This is a genomic window from Methylobacterium sp. E-045, assembly GCF_022829685.1.
Lineage (GTDB): Bacteria > Pseudomonadota > Alphaproteobacteria > Rhizobiales > Beijerinckiaceae > Methylobacterium.
The window spans coordinates 37,746-60,127 of the sequence record NZ_JAKSYE010000063.1 but is presented as its reverse complement, the minus strand read 5'-3'; the positions used below and the strand labels follow the sequence as shown (position 1 = coordinate 60,127).

The following is a 22,382-nucleotide window of genomic DNA, read 5'->3' as shown; positions in this document are numbered from 1 at the left end:
GGAAACCGGAGGTCCGGCTCCGCGGCGAGGGCGGTTTACGGGACCTGCTCGACCACCCTGCCCTGCGGAACGACGAAGCGCCCGTAGCGGAGCGCCAGGGTCGGCAGGATCAGGAGGTTCAGGATCGTCGAGGTCACGAGGCCGCCTAGGATGACGATGGCCATCGGACCCTCGATCTCGCGGCCGGGCTCGCCGGCTCCCAGCGCCAGGGGCAGCAGGCCGAGGCCGGTGACGAGGGAGGTCATCAGGATCGGCACGAGGCGGTCGGCGGCGCCCTCCACCGCCGTATCGCGATCCCATGCCCGGCCCTCGGCGGCGACGAGATGCTCGTAATGCGAGATCATCATGATGGTGTTGCGCAGCGAGATGCCGAACAGGGTCACGAAGCCGACGATGGAGCCCAGCGACAGAACGGCGCCGGTGGCGAAGACCGCGAGCACGCCGCCGACGAAGGCGAAGGGCAGGTTGACCAGGACCAGCATGAGGTTGCGCGCGCTGCCGGTGACCACGGCGAGCAGCAGCACGATGCCGAGGCCGGCAAAGCCGGAGAACAGCAGCAGGTCGCGCTTGGCCCGCGCCTGCGCCTCGGCCGAGCCGGCGAAGCCCACGTAGACCCCGGTCGGGAGGGCCACCTCCTTGGCGATCTTGCGCCGTGCGGCCTCGACGAAGGAGGCGACGTCGCGGCCCGTGACGTTGGCGGTGATGACCTGGACGCGCTGGGCACCCTGGTGCTGGACCTGGTAGCGTCCCGAGGTCTCGTAGATGTCCGCCACCTGCGACAGGCGGATGAAGCGGCCGTTCGACGAGCGCAAGGGGAGGTCGCCCACGGCGGTGAGACGCCCCCTCGCCCCGGAATCGAGGATGACGAGGACGTTGAAGACCGCGTTGCCCTCGTAGGTCTGGCCGACCACGTCGCCCTGGTAGGCGGTGCGCACCACCTCCATCACTTCCACGGCCGAGAGTCCCCAATGGCGCAGGTCGTTGGGCCGGAGCCCCACATTGATCTGCGGCAGGCCGGCGGGCGACGCCTGCTGGATGTCCGTGGCGCCGCGCACCTCGGCGAGTTCGCGGGCGATGTCGCGGGCCGCCGCCTCGATCCGGGCGAGGTCGTTGCCGAAGACGTTGATGACCACCGGTGCGGTGTAGCCCGAGACGGTCTCCTCGATGCGCTCGGTGAGGAAGGTCTTGAGCGAGAAGGCGGCACCGGGAAACCCCGCCATCAGGGCGCGGATATCGGCCTCGGCCCTGCCCTGCCCGGCACCGTCCAGCCCCTGGTCGAGGTCGATATGGATCTCGCTGTAATGGGTGCCGGCGGTGTCCTGGCCGGCCTCGGCGCGGCCGATCTGCGAGGCGACGGCGCGGATGCCGGGGATCTTCAGGAGTTCGGCGGTGATCCGGCCGCCGAGCCGCATGGATTCCCCCAGCGACGTGCCCGGAGCCGCCGCCATGTGCAGGATCAGGTGGCCCTCCTTCAGGTCGGGCAGGAAGGTGCTGCCGAAGAACGGCGTCACGGCGGCGCCCGCGAGGGTCACGAGGATGCCGCAGGCGATGACGATGCGCGGCGTGCGGTTGATCCGGCGCAGGAGCCGCGTGTAGCCGCCGCGCGACCAGCGCATCACCGGGGGATCGCGCATGTCCGTCTCGCCCCGCCCGGTGAGGAGCATCATCGACAGGGCGGGGGTGACGGTGAGCGCCACGGCCAGCGAAGCCACCACGGCGAGGATGTAGGCGAGGGCGAGGGGGCCGAACAGCTTGCCGGCGATGCCCGACAGGACCAGCACCGGCAGGAACACCAGGAGCACGGCGAAGGTGGCGTAGGCGACCGCGGTGCGGACTTCGAGGATGGCGTCGACGACCACCCTCCCCTCCGGGACGGGCGCGGTCAGGCGCCGGTTCTCGCGCAGGCGCCGCACCACGTTCTCGACGCCGATCACCGCGTCGTCCACCACCTCGCCGATGGCGATGGCGAGGCCGCCCAGCGTCATGGTGTTGAGGCTCTCGCCCATGGCCTGAAGCGCCACCACGGCGGCGATGAGCGAGAGGGGGATCGCCACCGACGAGATCACGCAGGTGCGCCAATCGTAGAGAAAGGCGAACAGCACCACGACCACGAGGATACCGCCGAGCCCCAGCGCCTGGAGCACGTTGGCATTGGCGATGGTGATGAAGTTCGCCGGCCGGAACAGGTCCGCCCGCAGCGCGACGTCTTCCCGGTCGAGGGCGGGGCGGAGATCCTCCAGGGCCGCTTCCACGCGGGCGGTGACCTCGCGGGTGTTGGCACCGTATTGCGCGCCGACCATGAGGAGCACGCCGCGCTTGCCATCGACCAAAGCGGCGCTGATCGGCGGCTCGCCGGCGGCGACCACGGTCGCGACGTCGCCGAGGGTCACGCTCGCCCCGCCCTCGTTGATGAGGACCGTGCGGGCCAGCTCCTCCGGGGTGAGCGACTGCCCCTCGGTCTGGAGGGTGACGCGCTGGTTGATCGTGTCGACGAAGCCCGCCCCGCGCACGCCGGTGGCCTTGCGGGCGGCGGCGAGCACGTCGTTCATGCCGATATTGTAGCGGATCAGGTCCGCCGGGCGGATCTGGACCTGGAGCGAGCGCACCGCGCCGCCATAGACGGAGACTTGGGCGACGCCCGGCACCGCCAGAAGCCTCAGCCGCACGGTCCAGTCCGCGAGGGTGCGCAAGTCGAGGTCGGAGCGCCGCTGCGCGGTGAGGCCGACGAGGAGCACGGTGCTGGTGGCCGAGGTGAGCGCCGTCATCGCCGGGGGCAGCACGCCCTGGGGCAGGCGGCCGGCCAGCGCCGTCAGCCGCTCGGTGACGAGTTGCCGGACGCGGTAGACGTCGCTGCCGGTGCCGAAGGTGACGGTAATGACCGACAGGCCCTGGATCGAGCTCGAGCGCAGGGACTCGATTCCCGGCAAGCCGTTCACCGCCACCTCGATCGGCTGGGTGACCAGCACCTCCACCTGTTCGGGGTTGAGGCCCGGCGCCTCGGTCTGGACCACCACGGAGGGCGGCGCGAATTCGGGGAACACGTCGTACTTCGCGTCCCCGAGCACGGAGATGCCGTAACCGGCGAGCGCGAGGCTGAGCGCCAGGACGATGCCGCGGAAGCGCACCGCGAAGGCGACGAGGGCCGCCTGGGGGCCGGCAGGAGAGGCGTTCGGACTGTCGCTCACGTCAATCGTCGTCCACGCCGCCGGAGACGGAGAGCAGGCTCTTCATCTCCTCGGACAGGAGTGCCTGGGCTCCGGTGAGCACGATCTCGGTGTCGCCGGGCAGGTCCTCCACCACATAGGCATCCGCCGACATCGGCGGGTCGGCCTTGAGCGCGTGGCGGGCGAAGGCGTCGGGCGCCACGGCACGGTAGATCCAGGTCCCCCCCTGCCAATGCACCACCGCGTCCTCGGGTACGCTGATGCCGGTGACGGTCCGGTCCGAAGCGAGGAAAGCGAGCATGCTCATGCCGGGCAGGAAGCCGCTGTCACCGGGCACGGTGTAGAAGAAGCTGAGGCCCTGGATGCGCTGGTCGGTGCGGGTCGCCGGCGAGACGTAGCGCAGCGCGATCCGCGCGCTCTGCGGCGGCACTTCGGCGAAGGCGGCGGCGGGCTGGCCTTTGATGCTCTCGCCCGGCGGCAGGGTCACCTGGACCAGGAAATCGACGCGCTCGATCAGGCGGGTGATGGCGGGCGAGCGCTCGACGATGGCCCGGCCGATCACCGGCCCCCATTCCTGCTGCGCGGTGGCGGACAGGGTGCGGACCTGGGATTCCGCCGCCGCCAGGGAGGCCTGATCGGTCTGGAACGTGCCTTCGGTGGTCTCGACCTGAACCGTGGTGGCGTAGGGACCGAGATTCTTGGCGCGCTGGAACGCGTTGCGCGAGACCTCGACGCGGGCCTGGGCGGTCTGGAGCTGCGCCTTGGCGCTGGCATAGGAATTGGTGAGGTCGGTGACCCTGGCGACGTCGAGGACGCTGCCATAGGCCTGGAGTTCCTCGCGGTGGGGGGCGGAGGGCCGCACCTGCGTGGCAATGCCGAGACGTTCGCGCTCCTCCGCCTTCAGCCGGACCACCGTGCGCCCGTCCTCGATGGCGGTGCGCTGGGCGGGGAGGTGACGATGTGCGGCGGGCGCAGGCGCGATCCGCTCGCGCAGATCGGCGATGAGGGCCCTGCCGGCTTCGCTCACCGCGAAGGCGGCGAGGCCGGCCACGAGTCCCGCGAAAAGGAGAGCACGCACCCACGACACCAGAACCGCCCTCCCCGGCCTCGCGATCGATGCGCCGCGTCGCACCCCGTGAACGGATACAGCGTCGGCCCGCACCCCGATACGGGCGATGCCGGATTATCCCGTCCGACCTCCCTCTTGCTCCCTCTCCGCCACCGGCGTCGTTCAGGCCCGCGCGCCGTCTCGCGGTTTCGCCATCCTCGCGGCCATGGGATGGTGGGGTGGCCGGAGAGCGTCGTGACCCACATCATCCCCCTGCCCTACAGGCCGCCCTACGACTGGCCCGCGATCCTGGCCTATTTCGGCGGCCGGACCATTCCCGGCGTCGAGGTGGTGACGGCGGACGGCTATGCCCGGACCGTCTTCCTCGGCGGCCGCCCCGGCACGATCGCGGTGGCGCCGGGGCAGGGCGACGCCCTCGTCGCCAGGGTCGATCATCCCGATCCCGCGGTCCTGCCACAGGTTCTCGCCCGTCTGAGGCCGATGTTCGATTGCGATGCCGACCCGGCCGTCATTGCGGCCGTGCTCTCGCGCGACTCGCATCTCGCCCCCCTCGTGGCCGAACGGCCGGGCCTGCGGGTTCCCGGCGCCTGGGACGGGTTCGAGATCGCGGTGCGCGCCATCCTCGGCCAACAGGTCTCGGTGCATGCGGCGACCCGCCTCGCCGGCCGCCTGGTCTCCGCCTTCGGCGATACGCTGCAACCGATCCCTGCGAGGGCGGGCCTGACCCATCTGTTTCCGACACCGGAGCGGTTGCTTGACGTCGACGTGGCCGCGGCGCTCGGCATGCCGGGCGCACGCGGCCGGGCGATTGGCGCGCTGGCCGCAGAGGTGCGCAGGAACCCCGATCTGTTCGCCAGGGGGCGCGGCCTCGACCCGGCGGTGGCCGCCCTCAAGGCCCTGAGCGGCATCGGGGAGTGGACGGCGCAGTACATCGCCCTGCGAACCTTGCGCGAACCGGACGCGCTGCCGGCGGCCGACCTCGCCCTGCTCCGGTCCCTCGATACCGGGTCGGGCCGTCCGACGCCGGCGCACCTGCTGATGCGGTCCGAGGCTTGGCGCCCGTGGCGGGCCTACGCCGCCGTGCATCTCTGGACGAGCGACGCGGCGCGGATCGCCGCCGCCCCGCCCGCCGCCAAGCCCACCACGAAGCGCCGCCCTCCCCGGCCCGCCTCCGGATCGGGTCCGTGAGGTGCAGCCCTGCTTCCGGCGGGCTTGATCAGCCCGTCATGGGCGGGACAGAAGGGGCGGCGGCGCCTGCAAGTGAAGAACCATCTCCGAGCAAAGCCCCCGAAGGGATCATGACCTCTCCGTCCGCCTCCCCCGGCCCGGCCGTCGAGACCCGCGCGGTCGCCGCCTACCCGCTCCTCCTGTTCACGACCCTGCTCTGGGGTGGCAACGTGGTCGCCGGCAAATGGGCCGTGGGCGAGGTCTCGCCCCAGGTGCTCACCTGCCTGCGCTGGGCCTTCGCCTGCCTCGCCCTGGCCTGGCCGGCCTGGCGCGGGATCGTGGCCGAGCGCCACCTCATCGCGCGGCATTGGCGCTACGTCCTGCTGATGGGAGCCTGCGGCTACACCGCTTATGCGAGCCTGTTCTATGCCGCCGGCATCTACACCACCGGCGTGAACGTCGCCCTGTTCCAGGGGGCGATCCCGGTCCTCGTCATCCTGCTGAACTACGTCGTGCACCGCGTCGCCGTCACCGGGGCGCAGATCCTCGGCGTCGTCATCACCCTGGGCGGCGCGGGCGTCGCGGCGACCCACGGCGACTGGCACATCCTGTCGACGCTGTCCTTCAATGTCGGCGACATGCTGATGCTCGGCGCCTGCCTCCTCTATGCCGGCTACACCGTCGCCCTCGCCGACCGGCCGAAAATGTCCGGCCTGACCTTCTTCTCGGCGATGGCGCTGGCGGCCCTCGTGACCTCCCTGCCCGCCCTCGCCCTGGAACAGGCCGCCGGACGCCTGATCTGGCCGACGCCGCAGGGCTGGGCCATCGTCGCCTTCGTGGCCCTCGGACCGTCCCTCATCGCCCAGCTCTCGTTCATGCGGGGCGTCGAACTGATCGGCCCGAACCGGGCGGGGGTGTTCGTGAACCTCGTGCCGATCTTCGGCTCGGGCCTCGCCATCCTCGTCGTCGGCGAGCCCTTCCAATGGTACCAGGCCGCGGCTTTGGCCCTCGTGCTCGGTGGCATCGTCATCGCCGAGCGCTTCGGCCGCCGCGCACGCCCGGGCGGCGGCTGAAACGGGACGGCCGGTTCAGCCGGCGGCCGCGCGTTCGAGCGCGGCGATGTCGAGCTTGATCATGTCCTGCATGGCGGAGAAGACGCGGCGCGCCACGGCCGGATCGGGGTCGGCCAGCAACCGGGGGAGGATCGTGGGCACGATCTGCCAGGGCACGCCCCACCTGTCCCGGAGCCAGCCGCACATAATCTCGGCCCCTCCATCCGCGATGAGCGCCGCCCATAACCGGTCGACCTCCTCCTGGTCGGCGCAGGCCACCGAGATGGAGGCGGCCATTCCGTAGTCGGCCTGGCCGCCTCCGTTCAGGGCCTGAAAGCCCTGTCCGCAGAGGGTGAACGCCACCAGAAGCGCGTCGCCCGCCTTACCGCCCGGCCAGGGCCCCGGCGCGCGCTGGACGTAGTCGATCCGCGAATCGGGGACGAGGGAGACGTAGAGGCCGACGGCCGCCTCGATGTCCTGATCCAACCACAGGCAGGTGCTGACCTTCGGCGTCGTCGACCCCTCCCGCGAGATCGGCCCTGATCCCATCAGATGATGAGCCCCCGCCGCAGGGCGATGGCGACGGCCTGGGTGCGGTTGGCGGTACCGAGCTTGGCCCGGGCCGAGCGGAGGTGGAAATCGACGCCGTGGGTCGAGATGCCCATGACCTCGCCGATCTCCCAATCGGTCTTGCCTTCGGCCGCCCATTGCAGCGCCTCGCGCTCGCGCGGGGCGAGGCGCGCCGTGGCCGCCGGGCTCTGGCCGTTCAACAGCAGCAGGTGGCCGAACGCGTAGGTGGCGGCCAGCTGGAGCATGCCCCTGTCCGCGGGATCGATGGCGAGACGCTCGCCCGAAACACTGAACCCGGCGGTCTCGCCGTCGAGGGTCATCAACGGAATGGTCAGGCCGTCGCGCAGACCGAAATCCGCCGCCTCGTCCATGACCCTGCGCGCCAACGGATCGTCGGCATGCTCATCGGTGGCGTCGCTCCAGGCGAAGGGCAAGGTGGAGTGGCCGAGACGCTGCACCGTGGGGTCGTGGAAGGCATAGCCGCGCGTCAGGTAGCGCCGGCCCCATTCCATCGGGAAGGTGTTGAGGAGAACGTGGCCGCGCTGCTGTCGGACGGGCGCGCCACGGGCCGGCACGGTGGCCGCCATGATGTGGGCGACGCCGAGATCCGCCAGTTCCGCCATCAGAAGCCGGGCCACGTCCTCGCCGCTGGCCGTCCGGTCGAGGGAGCGGAGGAAGCCGAGGGTCTGATCGAGGGATTTGCGCGTCACACGCGTACTGCCAGGAAAGTCCGATCACGCTTTCATGATCATGGGCATGTGAGCGACCTAACTCTAGATTGTCAACGCATTCCCCCGGGGAAGAGCGATTTTGCGCGCATGAGTCTCCGGGGAGGCATCAGCCGAACAGGTCCACGGTCCTGAAACCGGTCGCTTCCAGCCGCTCGGCCAGCACGCGGCGATGGCACCGTTCCGGATCGCGCTCGAAGCAGAGAAGACAGGTGGGCGCCCGCGCGGCGAGCTCGCACAGGGCGTCGAGGGCGAGGCCACCATCGGCGGTATCGAGCACCTCCTCGCAGTAGATCCGACGCATCAGCGCCGCATCATGGGCCCGGGCGGCCTCCCGCCCGGCCTTCGGCGTGCCGAGTTCCCGCACATGCGCGTAGGCGAGACCCGCTTCCTCCAGGCTCGTCCTGAGGGCGTTCTTCGAGAAGCCGCGCTTGCGCGAATTCGCCACCGCGCGAACGTCGGCCAGGGTCGCGACGCCGGCATCCGTCAGGGTCGTCACGAAACGCTCGGAATCGAGCCCTTCGTAGCCGATGGTGAACAAAACCTTGTCCAGTCTCCCCTCCCCTCGAAACGCCAGACCGGCTCGTGACTTAGCATCGGGTTCCGGCCTGCGGCCAAAGCGCCGGAATGCACCCTATGTGGCTCGCACGCAACGGCTTCCGGAATTCCGCCGCATTACCGTCAAAGCTCTGTTAACCGCGCGGGGGTCATCCCTTAGCCATGAGTTTAGCGCGTGAGAACGGTGGGCCGGGCATCGATGTCGCTTAAGAACGGGATCGCCCCGACAATCCTGGCCGGGATGCCACGCGGCGTCGCGCTGCGCTGGGCCAAACGCTCTCTGACCGCCGCCCTGCTCGCGAGCCTCGCGGCCTGCGCCGGAAACCACAGCGACTTCTACCCCACCAAGGGCGACGTGAAGCCCCATCCGGGGGTCGCGCGCGCCAAGCAGCACCCGATCCAGGGCATCGACATCTCGAAATGGCAGGGCCCGATCGATTGGGCCTCGGTGCGCGGGGCCGGCACGCAGTTCGCCTTCATCAAGGCGACGGAGGGCGGCGACCACGTGGACGAGCGGTTCCGCGCCAATTGGGACGGCGCCGCCAAGGCCGGCGTGCCCCGCGGGGCCTACCACTTCGTGTTCTGGTGCCGTTCGGCCCAGGACCAGATGGAGTGGTTCAAGAAGAACGTGCCCAACGATCCGACCGCCCTGCCCCCCGTCCTCGACGTGGAATGGAACGGCCATTCGCAGCTCTGCCCCAAGAAGCTGCCGAAGGCCCAGGCGCTGGCGATGATGCGCTACATGCTCGACGAGATGGAGCGCTACACCGGCAAGCGTCCGATCATCTATACCGACATCACCTTCCACAAGGACGTTCTCGAGGACGAGCTGCCCGACTACCCGCACTGGGTCCGCTCCACGGCGGCCGAGCCCGAGCAACGCTACGCCAAGCGCAAGTGGATGCTGTGGCAGTTCACGTCCACGGGCCGGGTTCCGGGCGTGCGCGGCGACGTCGACCGCAACGCATTCTACGGCTCGACGGCGGAATGGGCCTCGTTCCTGTCCACGGATTGCGACCCCCGCGACCATGTCCGGCTCGCCGGACAGGGGCTGTGCAGCGAGAAGTGAACGGGATCCCGAGACCTGCGACACATCAGGGAGCTAAGCGGGGTGAAGCGTTGGCTTGCTGACGCGGAACCTGCTCAGAGGCCCGTATCGATGACGCTGGTGAGGACGGTGCCGTAATGGCAGGCCGTCGCGGCGAGGACGAAGGCGTGCCAGATGGCGTTCTGGTACGGCAGGCTGCGCCAGACGTGGAAGACGATCCCGAGGGAGTACAGCACACCGCCGATGGCCAGAAACCAGAAAGCGTCCGGCTTCAGCGCGCCAATTACGGATTCATAGGTAGCGACGCCGCTCCATCCGAGGAGCAGGTAGAGACCGATGGCGGCCCGGTCGAAACGGCCGGGCAGGAAAAGCTTCAGGGCGATGCCGATTCCCGCCAGGACCCAGATGAAGGCCAGCAGGATCGAGGCCGTCGATCCGCGCCCGACCAGGGCAACGAGGGGTGTGTAGGTGCCCGCGATCATGAGGTAGATGATGGCGTGGTCGGCCCGGCGCAGGATCCACTTCCGCCGGCCGACCGGCCACATGTTGTAGGTGGCCGAGACACCGAGCATCGAGACCAGGGCGGCGGCATAGACCGCCACTCCCGCGCGTTCCGTCCAATCCAGCGGCGCCATCGCCGCGAGGATGACGATGGCGATGGCGCCAGCGACCCCGAAGACGATGCCGGCGACATGGATGGCGGCATCCGCCATCAATTCCTTGCGCGTGTAGTTCCAGCTCAGTCCGATGGGTCTACCGTCCTCAGCCAGAAACATCGCTGACTCCGAACTATCCTCACCCAAGCTTAAGCGCCCAAGGCCCGGACTCGTTCCTTGTTCGCACTGCGTAGGCGGCGAGGATCGTGAACCGCCGCCTACGGAATTCCTGCGCATTCTCCCGTCGGGGCGATCCTCAGAAGGAGAACGTGGTGAAGCGGCTTGCGAGGACGACGGCCCAGGCCGCTCCGAGAAGTCCCGTGAGACCGACGACGACCTTCCGGGTCCGCGCATGGCGGGTCCCGTCCGTGTCGGCGCCTTCGCGTGCCGTCTGGTCGCGCTCAACGAGTACCTGCTCTTCCGACACGAGGCGTTGGTCGTGCATGCTGGACGGCCTTTCGGTTGTGGCGTGACACTGCCGGACGCCGCTCTCGCGGCGCCATCGACACATCGGCTAACGGAACAGCCCCGAGCTTGGTTTCGCTGCGACGCAACAAAATATGGCCGAGGGGCACGCTTTCCGATGTCGACCGGCAGGGTGCAAGCATCCGGCCAAGCCGCATTCTCTATCCCGCGTCGCCACGACACGGTCTGTGCGATGCAGCAGCCCGCGCGCCGAGAAAATCCCGATCCGGGGCGGGACATGCCCCCCTCGGACCTCCTCGCCGATGACGTATCCCGGAAGGGATCAGGCGCGTCGTCCCGTCATGCCTTCGAAGCCGAAGGCGGCCGATGCACCGGCGGGCGACGGCAGGGGGCGCCGGGCCGTCCCCCGGCTGAGTCGGGCATGCACGGTCGCCATCATCAGGACCGCCATCGCGAAGACCTGATGGGCGAGGCCCGCCCAGAGCGGCACCGCCAGCAGGAGGGTCACGATGCCCAGTCCCGCCTGCGCCAGGGTCAGGCCCGCGATGCCTACGGCACGGCGGGCCGTGCCGCTGGCGGGAAGGCGCCTGCTCGCGTCGACGGCGTGGAACAACGCTGCCGCGAGCAGGAGATAGGCCATCAGGCGGTGGTTGAACTGCACCAGGGTGACGTTGTCGACGAAGTTCTCGATCCACGGGCGCACCGCGAACAGCTCGGACGCCCCCGGCACGAGGACGCCGTCCATGTCGGGCCAGGTATTGTGCACGAGCCCGGCCTTCGATCCGGCGACGAGTCCGCCGAGACCGATCTGGAACAGGACGAGGATCGGCAGCAGTCCGGCCGTGATCCGCAGGCGCCCCGGCGCCGGCTCGGACGGGCCGGAACGCAGCCCGGCCGCCAGCCAGACGAGCCCGGCCAGGATCAGGCTCGCCGTGGTGAGGTGGAGGGCGAGCTTGAGGGGCGCCACCGCCGTCATGCCCGGCTGGAGGCCGGACGCGACCATGATCCAGCCGATGGCCCCTTGAAGACCGCCGAGGACGCCCAGCGCCAGGAGCCCGTATCCGAGGCGCCGGTCGACGAGGCCGCGCCACCAGAACACCAGGAGCGGTCCGAAGAAGGCGAGTCCGAGGAGGCGCCCGAGCAGGCGGTGGCCCCATTCCCAGGCATAGATGACCTTGAAGTCCGACAACCCCATGCCCTGGTTGAGGATGCGGTATTGCGGCGTGTCCTTGTACTTGTCGAACTCGGCGGCCCAGGCCTGTTCGGAGACCGGCGGGACCACGCCCGTCACCGGCCGCCATTCGGTGATCGACAATCCCGATCCGGTCAGGCGGGTGGCACCGCCGACGGCGACCATGGCCACGACGAGGATGGCCAGCGTGTAGAGCCAGATGCGCACCGGATTCGTCGAACGGACCGGCGCGGTCGGGGTGGTGTCGCGTGAAGGCATCGCGGTGGGGGGCTCGCGTGGTGTCGGGATCGGCACGGGATTCTCGTGCCTAGCCCTGCGTTACGCATGCGGAGCCACCGGGGCAACGTCGCCCAGGGCCGCAGAGGGGCCGGATGCGGCACGAGCGGCGATTGCCTTGCCGAGGCGGCCGGCCTAACCCCGGCGGACCGACTGCGGGGCAGTCGACGGACATCCCTGCCGGACCTGCCGCCGGGGACAGGACCCATACCAGGAGAGCGCCCATGCGCCGCCGCACCCGCACGCTCCTCGGCACGATCGGCATGCTCGCCTTCGTGGCGCTCTACGCCCCCCTGGCCATGGCTTTGGCCGACAGCCGCATCTCCCAGACGCCCCCCGCCGTGCAGGCGATCCTCTACGCCTTCCTCGGCATCGCCTGGATTTTTCCGCTGATGCCGCTGATCCGCTGGATGGAGCGAAAGGACGTCGACGGCGGGAGCTGAGAACCGGGATTTCACCCGACGCCGGGATTTCGCCGCACTCGGCCGTCACAGGCTTGGGCACGCTTCGATGTTCCGTCAGACCCAGGCCGAGATCCGCCGCTTCATGAACCGATTCCTCGCGTCCTTCCTGCTCGTAGGCTTCGGCTGCGCCGCTCTCCCGGTTCTCGCCACCCAGGCCTCGGCGCAGAATGCGCCCCGCTCGATGGCGGAATGCGAACGCCTTAAGAACGACCTCGCCTACAACCAGTGCCTCGCGATGTTCGGGCCGGCCGCGAGGAATGTCGGAGGCGGGGGCAGCGACGGGGGATCGTCCTCCTCCGTGGCGACGGCGCTCGCCGCCGTGCCGCCGGTGAGCACCGACTCCCTGCCCGTGGCCGACGAGCCCGCGCAGGAGGCCGGCAGGGGCCAGCGCGGCAGGCGCGGGCGCTACACCCGCCACGGCCGCCAGAGCGCCAGCTTCACCGTCGGTGGCAGCGAGGGCCGCTCGTCCTACCGCCGTCGCCGCCGGCATTAGCCAGCCCGAGGCGGGCTCGCTCGACCGGACTTACTCGACATCGAGCCGCCGCCCGCGATTCCAGGCGAGGAACGGAACGCCCGATAGCAGCGCGGATAGCGCCGCCTTCGATTGATGCAGCCCATTCACCGAGACCCGCGGCAGGGCATGGAGGTGGCCGGCATGGCCGGGGAAGAGATGGCCGGGGCGGGTCGTCACGGCCGTGTCGAACCCGGCCTCGCGGGCGATTCCGAATTCCCGCCTCCCGGCCGAGGTCGGATCGCCCACCGGATAGGACAGGTGCCGGACCGGCCGTCCGATCTCCCGCGCGATCCGCGCCCTGCCCTCCCCGATCTCATGGCGGACCCGCTCCTCCGCGTGTTTCGCCAGCATCGGATGGCCGATGGTATGGGCTCCGATCGCCAGGGCGGGATCGGCCGCCAGATCGCGCAACTCTCCCCAGGACAGGCAGAGCTCCTCCGCCACCCGCCCGATTCCGATGCCGGCCTCGCCGCAGAGATCGGCGATGACGGCGAGCAGGCGCTCCTCCGATCCGGCGCGCAGGTGCCGGTAGAGCGCGGCGAAGGCCGCCATCTTCTCCTCGGCCGTGGCGGCGGGCAGATCGAGGGGCGGGGCCTCGTCCCGGACCACCCTCACCCGGTCGAGACGAGCGATCGCGCGTTCGAGTTCGATCCACCACAGGCGGCCCCGCCCCTCGGCGAAGTCGCTCGCGACGAACAGGGTCCAGGGAACGCGATGCCGCGTCAGAATGGGAGCGGCGTATCGGGCGTTGTCGCGATAGCCGTCGTCGAAGGTCAGGACGGCGAAGGGCCTGTCCCCGCCGGGCCGGGCGAGCCGCTCTGGCACGGAATCGAGGCCGATCACGTCGAACCCCTTCGCGTCCAGCGTGACCAGCACCGCGTCGAGGAAGTCGGGCGAGATCGAGAGAATGCCGTTGGGGGCATAGGCCCTCGCGGGGGCCGGGTCGACGTGGTGGAAGGTCAGGATCAGGCCGCGCCCTTGCGCGACTCGCTTCAGCCAACGGTCGGCCCCCGAGGCGGCGATGGCGCGAAAGCCCGCATCGAACAGGCGGTGACGGAACTCGGGCGCGGGCATGGGCGTCCCCTGAGAGAAGCGGAACGGACGGACATTCGGCCACCAACCCGCAAGGTTTCGTTACCCACATCGCGAGATGATGCCCTGCCGTTTCCCATCGTCACCGGCGCTTAAGAAGCCGGAGGGATAGGTATTCGACGATGGATGCTCGTGCACCGCGCTCGCGGAGCCGTGCCAGGGAGCGGTGATGGCGGTTCTTGTTCACGATCTCACCGGAGCGGGCATGATTCAGGAGCGCGTCCGAGGGCAACTGGTTCCGGAGGTGTTTCGCGATCTGGCGAGCGTCGAGGCTCTGTGGCGCAGCATGGAGAGCGACCCCGCCGCCCTGTCGACCCCCTATCAGAGATTCGACTGGGTCTCGGCCTTCGTCTCGGCCAAGCTCGGCTGCACCCCGTCGGAGCAGGACGCCTCCCTGCGGGTCATCGTGCTGCGCGATCCCGGCGGACGCCCCCGCGTGATCCTGCCGCTGCAAGTGGCGCGCGAGCGCGGCGTCCGCGTGGCGCGGGTGATCGGCTGCAAGCACGCGAACTACCACATGCCGATGTTCGCCTCCCGCGAGGCGGCGGCCATGCGCGCGGAGGATCTCGTCGGCCTGCTGCGCCGCGTCGGACACGAGGCCGGGATCGACGTCTATCTGCTCGGACATCAGCCGCGCTTCTGGGACGGCGCCGCCAATCCGTTGAGCCTCCACGCCGCCCCGGCGGTGAGCGACGCCTACGGCCTGATCCTCGGCCCCGACCCCGAAACCACCGCCAGGCGCGTCTTCAGCGCCGATGCGCGCAAGAAGATGCGCTCGAAGGAAAGGAAGCTGATCGAGGCCTTCGGCCCCGTGGAGTATCGCGTGGCCGCGAATGCCGAAGAGGTGAGGACCTACCTCTCCGCCTTCTTCACACAGAAGGCCTCACGCTTCGCCGCCATGGGCATCGCCAATCCCTATGCCGACGAGGGAATCCGCCGCTTCATCGCCACCGGCGCCTGCCGGCAGGACGATCCGAACGAGGTCCGGGGCGCCGCGATCGAGGTCTCCGCCCTGGTGGCATGCAACGACGGGCGCGTCTTCGCGACCTTCGCCGGTGCGGTCAGCGACGCGCGCTACAGCGGCATGATGACTTCCTTCGACCAGGATCCCGTCGTCGGACGGTCGAGCCCCGGCGACATCCTGCTGCAGCACCTCATCCGCGATCAGGCCGAACGCGGCCGCCGCAGCTTCGATCTCGGCGTCGGGGAGGCCCGCTACAAGGCGAATATCTGCGACGAGACGATCCAGCTCGGCGAGGTGACCATCGCCGTCACCCTGCGCGGCCATCTCTTCGCCGTTCCGGCCATGGCCGCCACCCGCCTCAAGCGCCGGATCAAGCGGAGCGAGCGACTGGCGCGCTGGGCGAAGACGGTCCAGAAGGCGATCCGACGCTCGGCCCGCCATGGCCGGCCTGCCGGAGAGGCGCAGACCTGAAGCAACGGGTCGAGCCGGAGGCCGCCCGCGTCCCGGTGGAGGTGAGGCCGGACGAGCCGACCCCCGCGCTCAGGCCGCCGACAGCCTGGTGCCGGTCCCCGGCTTTCCCGCATCGGCGCGCTCGTTTGCGGTCCGCTCTCCGGCAACGACGATCGGGCCGGCCCCCTCCCGGTCGACAAGGCCGTAGAGCGCGGCGAGTTCGGGATCCTCGGGCGACTTGTCGGAGGCGATGACGATGGCGCTCATCCGGCCCGCCATGGCCGTCAGCAGGTCGCGCGCCCCTTCGGACTGGGCGTCGCCCAAGCGATAGACGACCCAGTCGTAGCTCTGCGCCAGGGCATCGAGGGCGATGGCCAGGGCCTCCGGCTCGTCCGTGAGGATGTCGCACTCGACGAAACCGCGCGGAATGGCGTGGAGCCTGCGCACCGAGGGCACCGACCGGATCACGTCGAGGAACGCCGCCTCGCCCGCCACCAGGTCGGTGAGGCCGGCATCGTCCGAGGGTGAGGCCGGGCCGTTGACGTCCACGAGGAGGACGCGCCCGCCCGCGGCCAAGGCCTCCGCCAGGATCCCGGCGAGCTGCCGGTCGGCGTCCGGATCGGTCTCCGCCACGAGAAGGCTTCCGCCATTGCGGCCGATGCGCTCGCGCAGGCGGCGGGTGAGGGCCTGGAGATCGTAGGCGGGGATGGCCGTCCGGCCCGCTTCCTCGTCCGCCTCTGCGGCGGCGACGGGAGCCGCGGCGACGAGAGGGACGACGACGCGGGCGATCAACGGCGCCTCGTAGAGGGCGGCGGCGGTCCCGGTGCGCGACAGGGCCGCGGACGCTTCCGGGAAGGCGAAGGGGGCGGGCTCGGGGGCCCGATCGTTCGGTTCATCGCTCCGGCGGCGGCGGGTCTCGTCGGGATCGCGGAGGAGATGGCGCGCCGCCACCCCGCCGCTAGACAGGAGCATCGCCATCACGAGGGCGAGCGCCACGATGGGCAGCTTCTTCGGGAAGGACGGGATCTGGGGCACCACGGCGCGGGAGACCACGCGGGCATCGGCGGGGGCCGCGCTCTCGGCATCGCGGGCCGAAGCCTCGCGATAGCGCGAGAGGTAGGATTCGAGCTGGTCGCGCTGGGCCTTGGCCTCGCGCTCGAGGGCGCGGAGCTGGACCTCGCTGGAATTGCCCTTCGAGACGACCTCGCGCTGCGCGTCGACGGCGGCGCTCAGGCTCTCGACCCGGGCCTCGGCGATACGGGCGTCGTTCTCCATCGTCCGCACCACCCGGTCGGCGGTGGCCTTGATCTGCGCGTCGAGGTCGCTGATCTGTGCCGTCAATTCCTTGATGCGGGGGTGGGCCGGCATCAGCGTCCGCGACTCGAGCGCGAGCTGCCCGCGCAGGGTGATGCGCTGCTCCACCGTGCGCCGGATGACCTCGTTGTTGGCGACATCCGGGATTTCGAAGGCGCGGCCGTCCTTGATCATCGCGCGGATGAGTTTGGCCCGGCTCGCGAGATCGGCCTTGACCGTGCGGGCCTGGGACAGCTGGGTCGACAATTCGCTGAGCTGCTGGGTGCCCAGAGGCTGGCTGGTGGTGCCGCCGCCGCCGCTGATCAGGCCGTTGCGGGCGCGGAAGGCCTCCACCTTGGCCTCGGCCTCGGACACGCGGGTGCGCAGGGTGTCGATGTTGCCGCCGAGCCAGGTCGACGCGTAGCGGGCGGTGTCCACCTTCGCCGTTTCCAGGGAGGCGATGTAGAGTTCCGCGATGGTGTTGGCGGCCTTGGCCGCGAGGTCCGGATCGCGCGAGCGGAACTCGACCGTCAGGATGCGGGACTTGCCGGCGGGGTAGACCAGGAGCCGGTCGAAATAGGTCTCGAGCACCCGGTCCTCGGGCGCCCGCTCCATCGGGTTCCTGCCGAGGCCGATCATCATCAGGACGCGCTGGACCGGACCGATGCCGTCGACATCGGGATCGAACTCGGCATTGCCCACGAGCTTCAGGCGGCGGATCGCCTCCCTCGCGATGTCCCGGGACATCACCACCTGGACCTGGCTCGCCACCGCCTGTTCGTCGATGGCCAGGGGCTGTTCGCCACGCTCCTGGGCGGTGCGGGCGAAGCTCGCGTCGCGGCTCTCCAGCAGGATCTTGGCCTCGCCGGTGTAGCGGGGCGGAACGACCTGCACGAAGACGACGGCCCCGATCCCCGCCGCCAGGGTGGGAAGGACGATCCAGCGCCAGGACCGCGCCAGCACCCCGAACAGCTGGGACAGGCCGAGCCCTTCGTCCCGCTGCGGGATCGGTTCGATCGAGGAAACGGTCTGCTGCGAGCGGGGCATGAGACGATCTTTACGCAAGGCAGGACGGCGCATCGGACGCCTCACGGAAGAGTAGAACTCGTTAAGATTGATCGTCGGTTAAGATCGACTTCAACGCAGCGCATTCCTGGCGGAGCATCAGTTTTTGTTAACCATATGAACCTACCAATAGAGGCAGAAACTTGCTCTTAGCGGCTTGGATGATGAACCGGCGCTCCCTGCTCCTCGCTCTCACCTCAACTCTGGCACTGGGCGGATGCCTGCGTCCCGATTTCAGGACCGCGCAGCTCGACGCCACCGCCACCGGATCGATCGGCGGACGCTATACGCTCGCCACCGGCGACCGGCTGCGCGTCATCGTCTTCGGCCAGGACAACCTCTCCAACATCTATGCCATCGACGGGGCGGGCGGCATCGCCATGCCGCTCATTGGGCTCGTGAAGGTGGGAGGGCAATCGACGGCCCAGGCCGCCCGGACCATCGAGGCCAAGCTGGCGGCGGGCTTCGTGCGCGAGCCGCATGTGACCGTGGAGGTGGACGCCTATCGGCCGTTCTACATCCTCGGCGAGGTCACGACCTCGGGGCAGTACCCTTACGTGAACGGCATGGCCGTCGAGACGGCGGTGGCGATCGCGGCGGGCTTCGGGCCGCGGGCGGCCCGCGACTACGCCGTCCTCACCCGCGAGGGACCGAACGGCCTCGTCTCGGGCATCGTCCCGATGACCTACCTGGTGAGGCCCGGCGACACGATCGTCATCAAGGAACGCTTCTTCTGAGGACGTCTCGCCGTCACCACGTCGTCGATTGATGTCGGCCCGGATCCGCCTGATCCGGGCCTTCGTCGTTCCAAGCCCGGTCGGACGATGTCCAGGCAACGGAGTGTCCGTTGCCTTGCCGCCGGAGGGGCTGTCGTCATCGTCGTGCGTTAGGGCCCGCCTAACCGAACGAAAGGTTTTCGATCTCCCGCCCGCCGGAAACAACCGCGCGGCGCACGGTCCTTAACGGTCGCACCATCTCTGGAGACCAGTCTCCGCTAAAGTCGTACCGTCGCCCGGTTCGAATGGTCGTCGCGTGGAGCTTGTCCGTCGTGAGTGCGTCCGCCTCCATCCCGTCCATACGCCCCTCCCCCGGCGAGGGCGGGAGCGTCTACCGCATCCTTCACGTCTTCCGGGCGCCGGTGGGCGGGCTGTTCCGCCACGTCTGCGACCTCATCAGGATCCAGGCCGCCGCCGGCCACGAGATCGGCATCGTCTGCGATGCGTCCACGGGCGGCGAACACGCGGCGCGGGCCCTGGACGAGCTCCTGCCCCACCTCGCACTCGGCGTCGTCCGGCTCCCCATGCGGCGCAACCCGCACGGATCGGACCTCGCCGCGGTGCGGGCGGTCGCCGAACGGGCGCGGGAGGTCGGCGCCACGATCCTGCACGGCCACGGCGCCAAGGGGGGGGCCTATGCCCGCATCGCCCGCCTGCCCAGGGGTTCGCCCTCGCCGATCCGGGCCTACACGCCGCATGGCGGCAGCTACAATTACAAGCCCGGTACCCTGCGCCACCGGCTCTACATGGGGGTCGAGCGCCTGCTCTCGAGGCGCACCGACGTGTTCCTGTTCGAGAGCGAATACGTGGCCGGCCGGCACCGGCGCTTCGTGGGGGGCAGGCCCCGCACCGTGCGGATCGTCCATAACGGCATCGACGAGGCGGAGTTCGCGCCGGTGACGCACCGGGCGGACGCTTACGACCTCGTCTATGTGGGCGAGCTGCGCGAAGCCAAGGGGATCACCGTCCTGCTCGACGCCCTGGCGGCGCTCCGGGCCGAGGGGCATCCCTGCCGCCTCCTCATGGTGGGCTCGGGCCCGGAGGCCGCCTCCTTGGCGGAGCGGGCACGGCGGCTCGGCCTGTCCGGTTGCGTGGCGTTCGAGCCGCCCCAGCCGATCCGTTCCGCATTGGCGAAGGGACGGATCATGGTGGTCCCGTCCCTCGCCGAATCCCTGCCCTACGTGGTGCTGGAGGCCGCAGCGGCACGCCAGCCCCTCGTCTCGACCAATGTGGGCGGCATCCCTGAGATCTTCGGAGAGACGGCGGACGATCTCGTCGGACCCAACGACCCCGTCGCCCTCAAGGACGCGATCGTCCGCCTGCTCGGCGAAGACCCCGCCCGGGGCCTCGCTCGATCCCACGCGCTCAGCGAATCCGTGCGGACGCGGTTCTCGATGAAACGGATGGGGGCGGATGTGCTATCCGGCTACGCTGCCGCCCTGCGGTTTCGCGGAACGTTTACCGTAGCAACAGCGCTGCCGCCGATGAAGGAACTGCCGAAGTCACGCTAACTTATTCTTTGCCATGCTTTTGGCGGCCGGGCCGTCGTTAAACGTTCCGTGGTGCCGACTTGGCATCGTCTCCCTCTCACCGACGAAAAGTTCGAACGAAAGCAGACGATGAGTGCCTTCGACGTTCGCGACCTTCTGAAGGCGGCGGGACATCCCGGCCAGCCGAACGCGGTCGATGCGGCCCAGAACGGCCCCGCCGAATCCACGCTTCCTCCCGCCGAGGTCGGGGCGCCCCGCGACCATGGCGGTGTGCTGTCTCCCGTCGTGCTGTCGGGCAGCGTGCGGCTGGCGGATCTGGCGCTCATCGTCATCCTCGGGTTTGCCACCCACTTCGGGCAGCTCCGCGGCGTCGTCGCACTGGGATGGAGCTATCCCACGGCGATCCTGTCCGTGGCCGGGCTCGCGGTGGCGTTGTTCCAGATCTTCGGCAGTTACCGGATTGCCTCCTTTCGGACCTTCTTCAAACCCGCTCTGCGCCTCACGGCGGCCTGGTCGCTGACCTTCCTCGTCGTGGCCACGGTCATGGTCTTCGCCAAGGTCGCCGACCATTATTCCCGCATCTGGCTCGCGCTGTTCTACGCCCTCGGGCTGGCCCTGCTCCTCGCCGAACGCCTCGTCCTAATCCGATTCGTCACCGCCCGCATGCTGCGGGGACAGTTCGACCGACGCACGGCCATCGTCGGGGGCGGGCCATTGGCGGAAGAGCTGATCCGCGCGCTGGAAACGGAATCCGAATCGGGCATCCGCATCGTCGGCGTGTTCGACGATCGCGGGGACAACCGGTCCTCCTCGGTGGTGGCCGGCTACCCGAAGCTCGGGACGGTGAGCGATCTCGTGGATTACGCGCGCTCCACCCGCCTCGACCTCGTGGTCTTCACGCTGCCGATCGCGGCCGAGGATCGCCTGCTCCAGATGCTGGCCAAGCTCTGGGTGCTGCCCATCGACATCCGCCTCTCCGCCAAGGCGACGAAGCTCAAGCTGCGCCCGAGGGCCTATTCCTATCTCGGCTCCGTTCCCGTCCTCGACGTGTTCGACAAGCCGATGGCCGATTGGGACATCGTCGCCAAGGCGATCTTCGACCGCGTCGTCGGCACGGCCATGCTGATCGTGCTGGCCCCGGTCATGCTCGGCCTGGCCATCGCCGTCCGCCTGACCTCACCCGGTCCGATCCTGTTCCGGCAGAAGCGTCTCGGCTTCAACAACGAGACGATCGAGGTCTACAAGTTCCGGTCGATGTATGCGGACCAGTCCGATTTCACGGCCTCCAAGCAGGTCACCCGCGGCGATCCCCGCGTCACCCCCCTCGGCCGGTTCATCCGCAGGACGTCGCTGGACGAGCTTCCGCAGCTGTTCAACGTCCTGAAGGGGGAACTGTCCCTGGTCGGACCGCGCCCACATGCCGTTCAGGCCAAGACCAGCACCACCCTCTACGATCAGGTGGTCGACGGGTATTTCGCCCGCCACAAGGTCAAGCCCGGCATCACCGGCTGGGCCCAGATCAACGGCTGGCGCGGCGAGACCGACACGGACGAGAAGATCCAGCGCCGCGTCGACCACGACCTCTACTATATCGAGAACTGGTCGATCCTGTTCGACGTGCAGATCATGCTGGCGACCCCGCTCTCCCTCGTCACCACCAAGAACGCCTATTGAGGCCCGACCATGAGAAAGGCCGCCCCTCGCATGGCGACGGGCGGCCTTTCTTCGTTCCGGCACCGAAAGCCGGTGCGTCGGGATGGTCCCGTTACGGCAGGGAGCCCGCAGCCTTCTTGGCCTCGGTCATCGTGTCCTCGCAGCCCTTGGCATCCCCGGCCGCTTCCTGCTTGCGGGCCTGCTCGATCAGGTGACGGGCGTGGTCGACACTCTTGGCATTGGGGCTGGTCGAGGGATCGGTCGGCTTGCCCCCGGGGGGCGCGTCGAGCCCCATCGACGGATTGGATGCGACCTTGCCGTCGGCCGAGGCGGTGCCGGTGACCGACACGGCGCCGGAGCTGTTGAGGCGCCGCTCGATCGTGGCGATCTGGTCGGAGCAGGCCGAGGCGAAGGCCGGACCGGCAATGGCGGTGAAGACGAGGGCGGGCACGAGGACGCGGATCAGGGGCGAGGCCGTGGTCGGCGAATGCGCCTTGGCCGAGGACGTCCTGGTCTCGCTGAGGGCCTTGATCATGCGATGCTTTCCGGTGATGTCGAACATGGCACGCCAACGCTCGAATCGCCCGGCATGTTGCTGCGACATCGTGGAACCCGGGGCGGATCATCCCCTGCTACCAGGTCTCACCGGCCCCGACCCATCGGTCAGGGTCGGTGAGGTCCGACGGACGACCGCCGCCGCGCGGTCGCACGGCCA

At 69.6% G+C, this 22,382-nt stretch carries 20 protein-coding genes; 9 read left to right on the top strand and 11 right to left on the bottom strand.

All coding sequences use genetic code 11. From position 1 onward, the window contains the following. Positions 1-35 precede the first annotated feature (35 nt). Entirely contained in the window at positions 36-3,185 is a 3,150-nt protein-coding gene (locus MKK51_RS08105; protein ID WP_243976212.1) for an efflux RND transporter permease subunit, read from the bottom strand. Between the two features lies 1 nt (position 3,186). Beyond that, a complete protein-coding gene (locus MKK51_RS08100) occupies positions 3,187-4,251 on the bottom strand; it encodes an efflux RND transporter periplasmic adaptor subunit (RefSeq protein ID WP_409565643.1) in 1,065 nt (354 codons plus the stop codon). Positions 4,252-4,467: 216 nt separating this feature from the next. Between MKK51_RS08100 and MKK51_RS08095 the strand changes: the two genes are divergently transcribed. Together MKK51_RS08095 and MKK51_RS08090 are read left to right on the top strand one after the other, a co-directional pair. After that, complete coding sequence (locus MKK51_RS08095) at positions 4,468-5,421, top strand: DNA-3-methyladenine glycosylase family protein (protein WP_243976210.1); 954 nt, start codon at positions 4,468-4,470, stop codon at positions 5,419-5,421. A gap of 110 nt (positions 5,422-5,531) precedes the next feature. Further along, positions 5,532-6,473: a DMT family transporter gene (locus tag MKK51_RS08090; protein ID WP_243976208.1), complete on the top strand. Its 942-nt coding sequence runs from the start codon at positions 5,532-5,534 to the stop codon at positions 6,471-6,473. Positions 6,474-6,488: 15 nt separating this feature from the next. Here the strand turns inward: MKK51_RS08090 and MKK51_RS08085 are convergent, their stop codons facing one another. The 3 genes from MKK51_RS08085 to MKK51_RS08075 form a co-directional block, all read right to left on the bottom strand. After that, positions 6,489-7,001 (bottom strand): VOC family protein, encoded by a 513-nt coding sequence (locus tag MKK51_RS08085; RefSeq protein WP_243976206.1) that lies wholly within the window; start codon positions 6,999-7,001, stop codon positions 6,489-6,491. After that, a complete protein-coding gene (locus MKK51_RS08080; RefSeq protein ID WP_243976205.1) occupies positions 7,001-7,732 on the bottom strand; it encodes a LuxR family transcriptional regulator in 732 nt (243 codons plus the stop codon). Before MKK51_RS08080 ends, MKK51_RS08085 begins: the two co-directional genes overlap by 1 nt. A gap of 127 nt (positions 7,733-7,859) precedes the next feature. After that, positions 7,860-8,303 (bottom strand): DUF488 family protein, encoded by a 444-nt coding sequence (locus MKK51_RS08075; protein ID WP_243976374.1) that lies wholly within the window; start codon positions 8,301-8,303, stop codon positions 7,860-7,862. Positions 8,304-8,549: 246 nt separating this feature from the next. On the opposite strand from MKK51_RS08075, the gene MKK51_RS08070 reads away from it, so the two are divergent. Beyond that, positions 8,550-9,377, top strand: a complete 828-nt coding sequence (locus tag MKK51_RS08070) for a GH25 family lysozyme (protein ID WP_409565649.1) — start codon at positions 8,550-8,552, stop codon at positions 9,375-9,377. A gap of 74 nt (positions 9,378-9,451) precedes the next feature. Here MKK51_RS08070 and trhA read toward each other — a convergent pair whose 3' ends face one another. The 3 genes from trhA to MKK51_RS08055 all read right to left on the bottom strand — a co-directional run bounded on the left by trhA (position 9,452) and on the right by MKK51_RS08055 (position 11,888). Beyond that, positions 9,452-10,132 (bottom strand): PAQR family membrane homeostasis protein TrhA, encoded by a 681-nt coding sequence (gene trhA, locus MKK51_RS08065; protein WP_243976203.1) that lies wholly within the window; start codon positions 10,130-10,132, stop codon positions 9,452-9,454. A 136-nt stretch (positions 10,133-10,268) separates the two neighbouring features. Beyond that, positions 10,269-10,457: a hypothetical protein gene (locus MKK51_RS08060; protein WP_018043569.1), complete on the bottom strand. Its 189-nt coding sequence runs from the start codon at positions 10,455-10,457 to the stop codon at positions 10,269-10,271. 303 nt (positions 10,458-10,760) lie between these two features. Further along, a complete protein-coding gene (locus tag MKK51_RS08055; RefSeq protein ID WP_243976202.1) occupies positions 10,761-11,888 on the bottom strand; it encodes a COX15/CtaA family protein in 1,128 nt (375 codons plus the stop codon). A gap of 242 nt (positions 11,889-12,130) precedes the next feature. Between MKK51_RS08055 and MKK51_RS08050 the strand changes: the two genes are divergently transcribed. Together MKK51_RS08050 and MKK51_RS08045 are read left to right on the top strand one after the other, a co-directional pair. Then, entirely contained in the window at positions 12,131-12,349 is a 219-nt protein-coding gene (locus tag MKK51_RS08050; RefSeq protein ID WP_018043571.1) for a DUF2842 domain-containing protein, read from the top strand. Between the two features lie 103 nt (positions 12,350-12,452). Then, complete coding sequence (locus tag MKK51_RS08045; protein WP_243976372.1) at positions 12,453-12,863, top strand: hypothetical protein; 411 nt, start codon at positions 12,453-12,455, stop codon at positions 12,861-12,863. A 30-nt stretch (positions 12,864-12,893) separates the two neighbouring features. Here the strand turns inward: MKK51_RS08045 and MKK51_RS08040 are convergent, their stop codons facing one another. Continuing rightward, positions 12,894-13,958, bottom strand: a complete 1,065-nt coding sequence (locus MKK51_RS08040) for a polysaccharide deacetylase family protein (protein WP_243976201.1) — start codon at positions 13,956-13,958, stop codon at positions 12,894-12,896. A gap of 187 nt (positions 13,959-14,145) precedes the next feature. Here MKK51_RS08040 and MKK51_RS08035 point away from each other — a divergent pair, with 187 nt between their 5' ends. Continuing rightward, on the top strand, positions 14,146-15,411 hold the full coding sequence (locus tag MKK51_RS08035) for a GNAT family N-acetyltransferase (protein WP_243976200.1): 1,266 nt from the start codon (positions 14,146-14,148) through the stop codon (positions 15,409-15,411). A 69-nt stretch (positions 15,412-15,480) separates the two neighbouring features. Here MKK51_RS08035 and MKK51_RS08030 read toward each other — a convergent pair whose 3' ends face one another. Beyond that, positions 15,481-17,730, bottom strand: coding sequence for a GumC family protein (locus MKK51_RS08030; RefSeq protein WP_243976199.1), 2,250 nt, complete (start codon positions 17,728-17,730; stop codon positions 15,481-15,483). A 182-nt stretch (positions 17,731-17,912) separates the two neighbouring features. On the opposite strand from MKK51_RS08030, the gene MKK51_RS08025 reads away from it, so the two are divergent. The 3 genes from MKK51_RS08025 (at position 17,913) to MKK51_RS08015 (ending at position 21,688) form a co-directional block, all read left to right on the top strand. Next, positions 17,913-18,485, top strand: a complete 573-nt coding sequence (locus tag MKK51_RS08025; protein ID WP_243976370.1) for a polysaccharide biosynthesis/export family protein — start codon at positions 17,913-17,915, stop codon at positions 18,483-18,485. Positions 18,486-18,769: 284 nt separating this feature from the next. After that, positions 18,770-20,035 (top strand): glycosyltransferase family 4 protein, encoded by a 1,266-nt coding sequence (locus MKK51_RS08020; RefSeq protein ID WP_279601029.1) that lies wholly within the window; start codon positions 18,770-18,772, stop codon positions 20,033-20,035. Between the two features lie 108 nt (positions 20,036-20,143). Then, a complete protein-coding gene (locus tag MKK51_RS08015) occupies positions 20,144-21,688 on the top strand; it encodes an undecaprenyl-phosphate glucose phosphotransferase (protein WP_243976196.1) in 1,545 nt (514 codons plus the stop codon). Positions 21,689-21,779: 91 nt separating this feature from the next. Here the strand turns inward: MKK51_RS08015 and MKK51_RS08010 are convergent, their stop codons facing one another. Then, a complete protein-coding gene (locus MKK51_RS08010) occupies positions 21,780-22,202 on the bottom strand; it encodes a hypothetical protein (RefSeq protein WP_243976194.1) in 423 nt (140 codons plus the stop codon). Between the last annotated feature and the right edge of the window lie 180 nt (positions 22,203-22,382).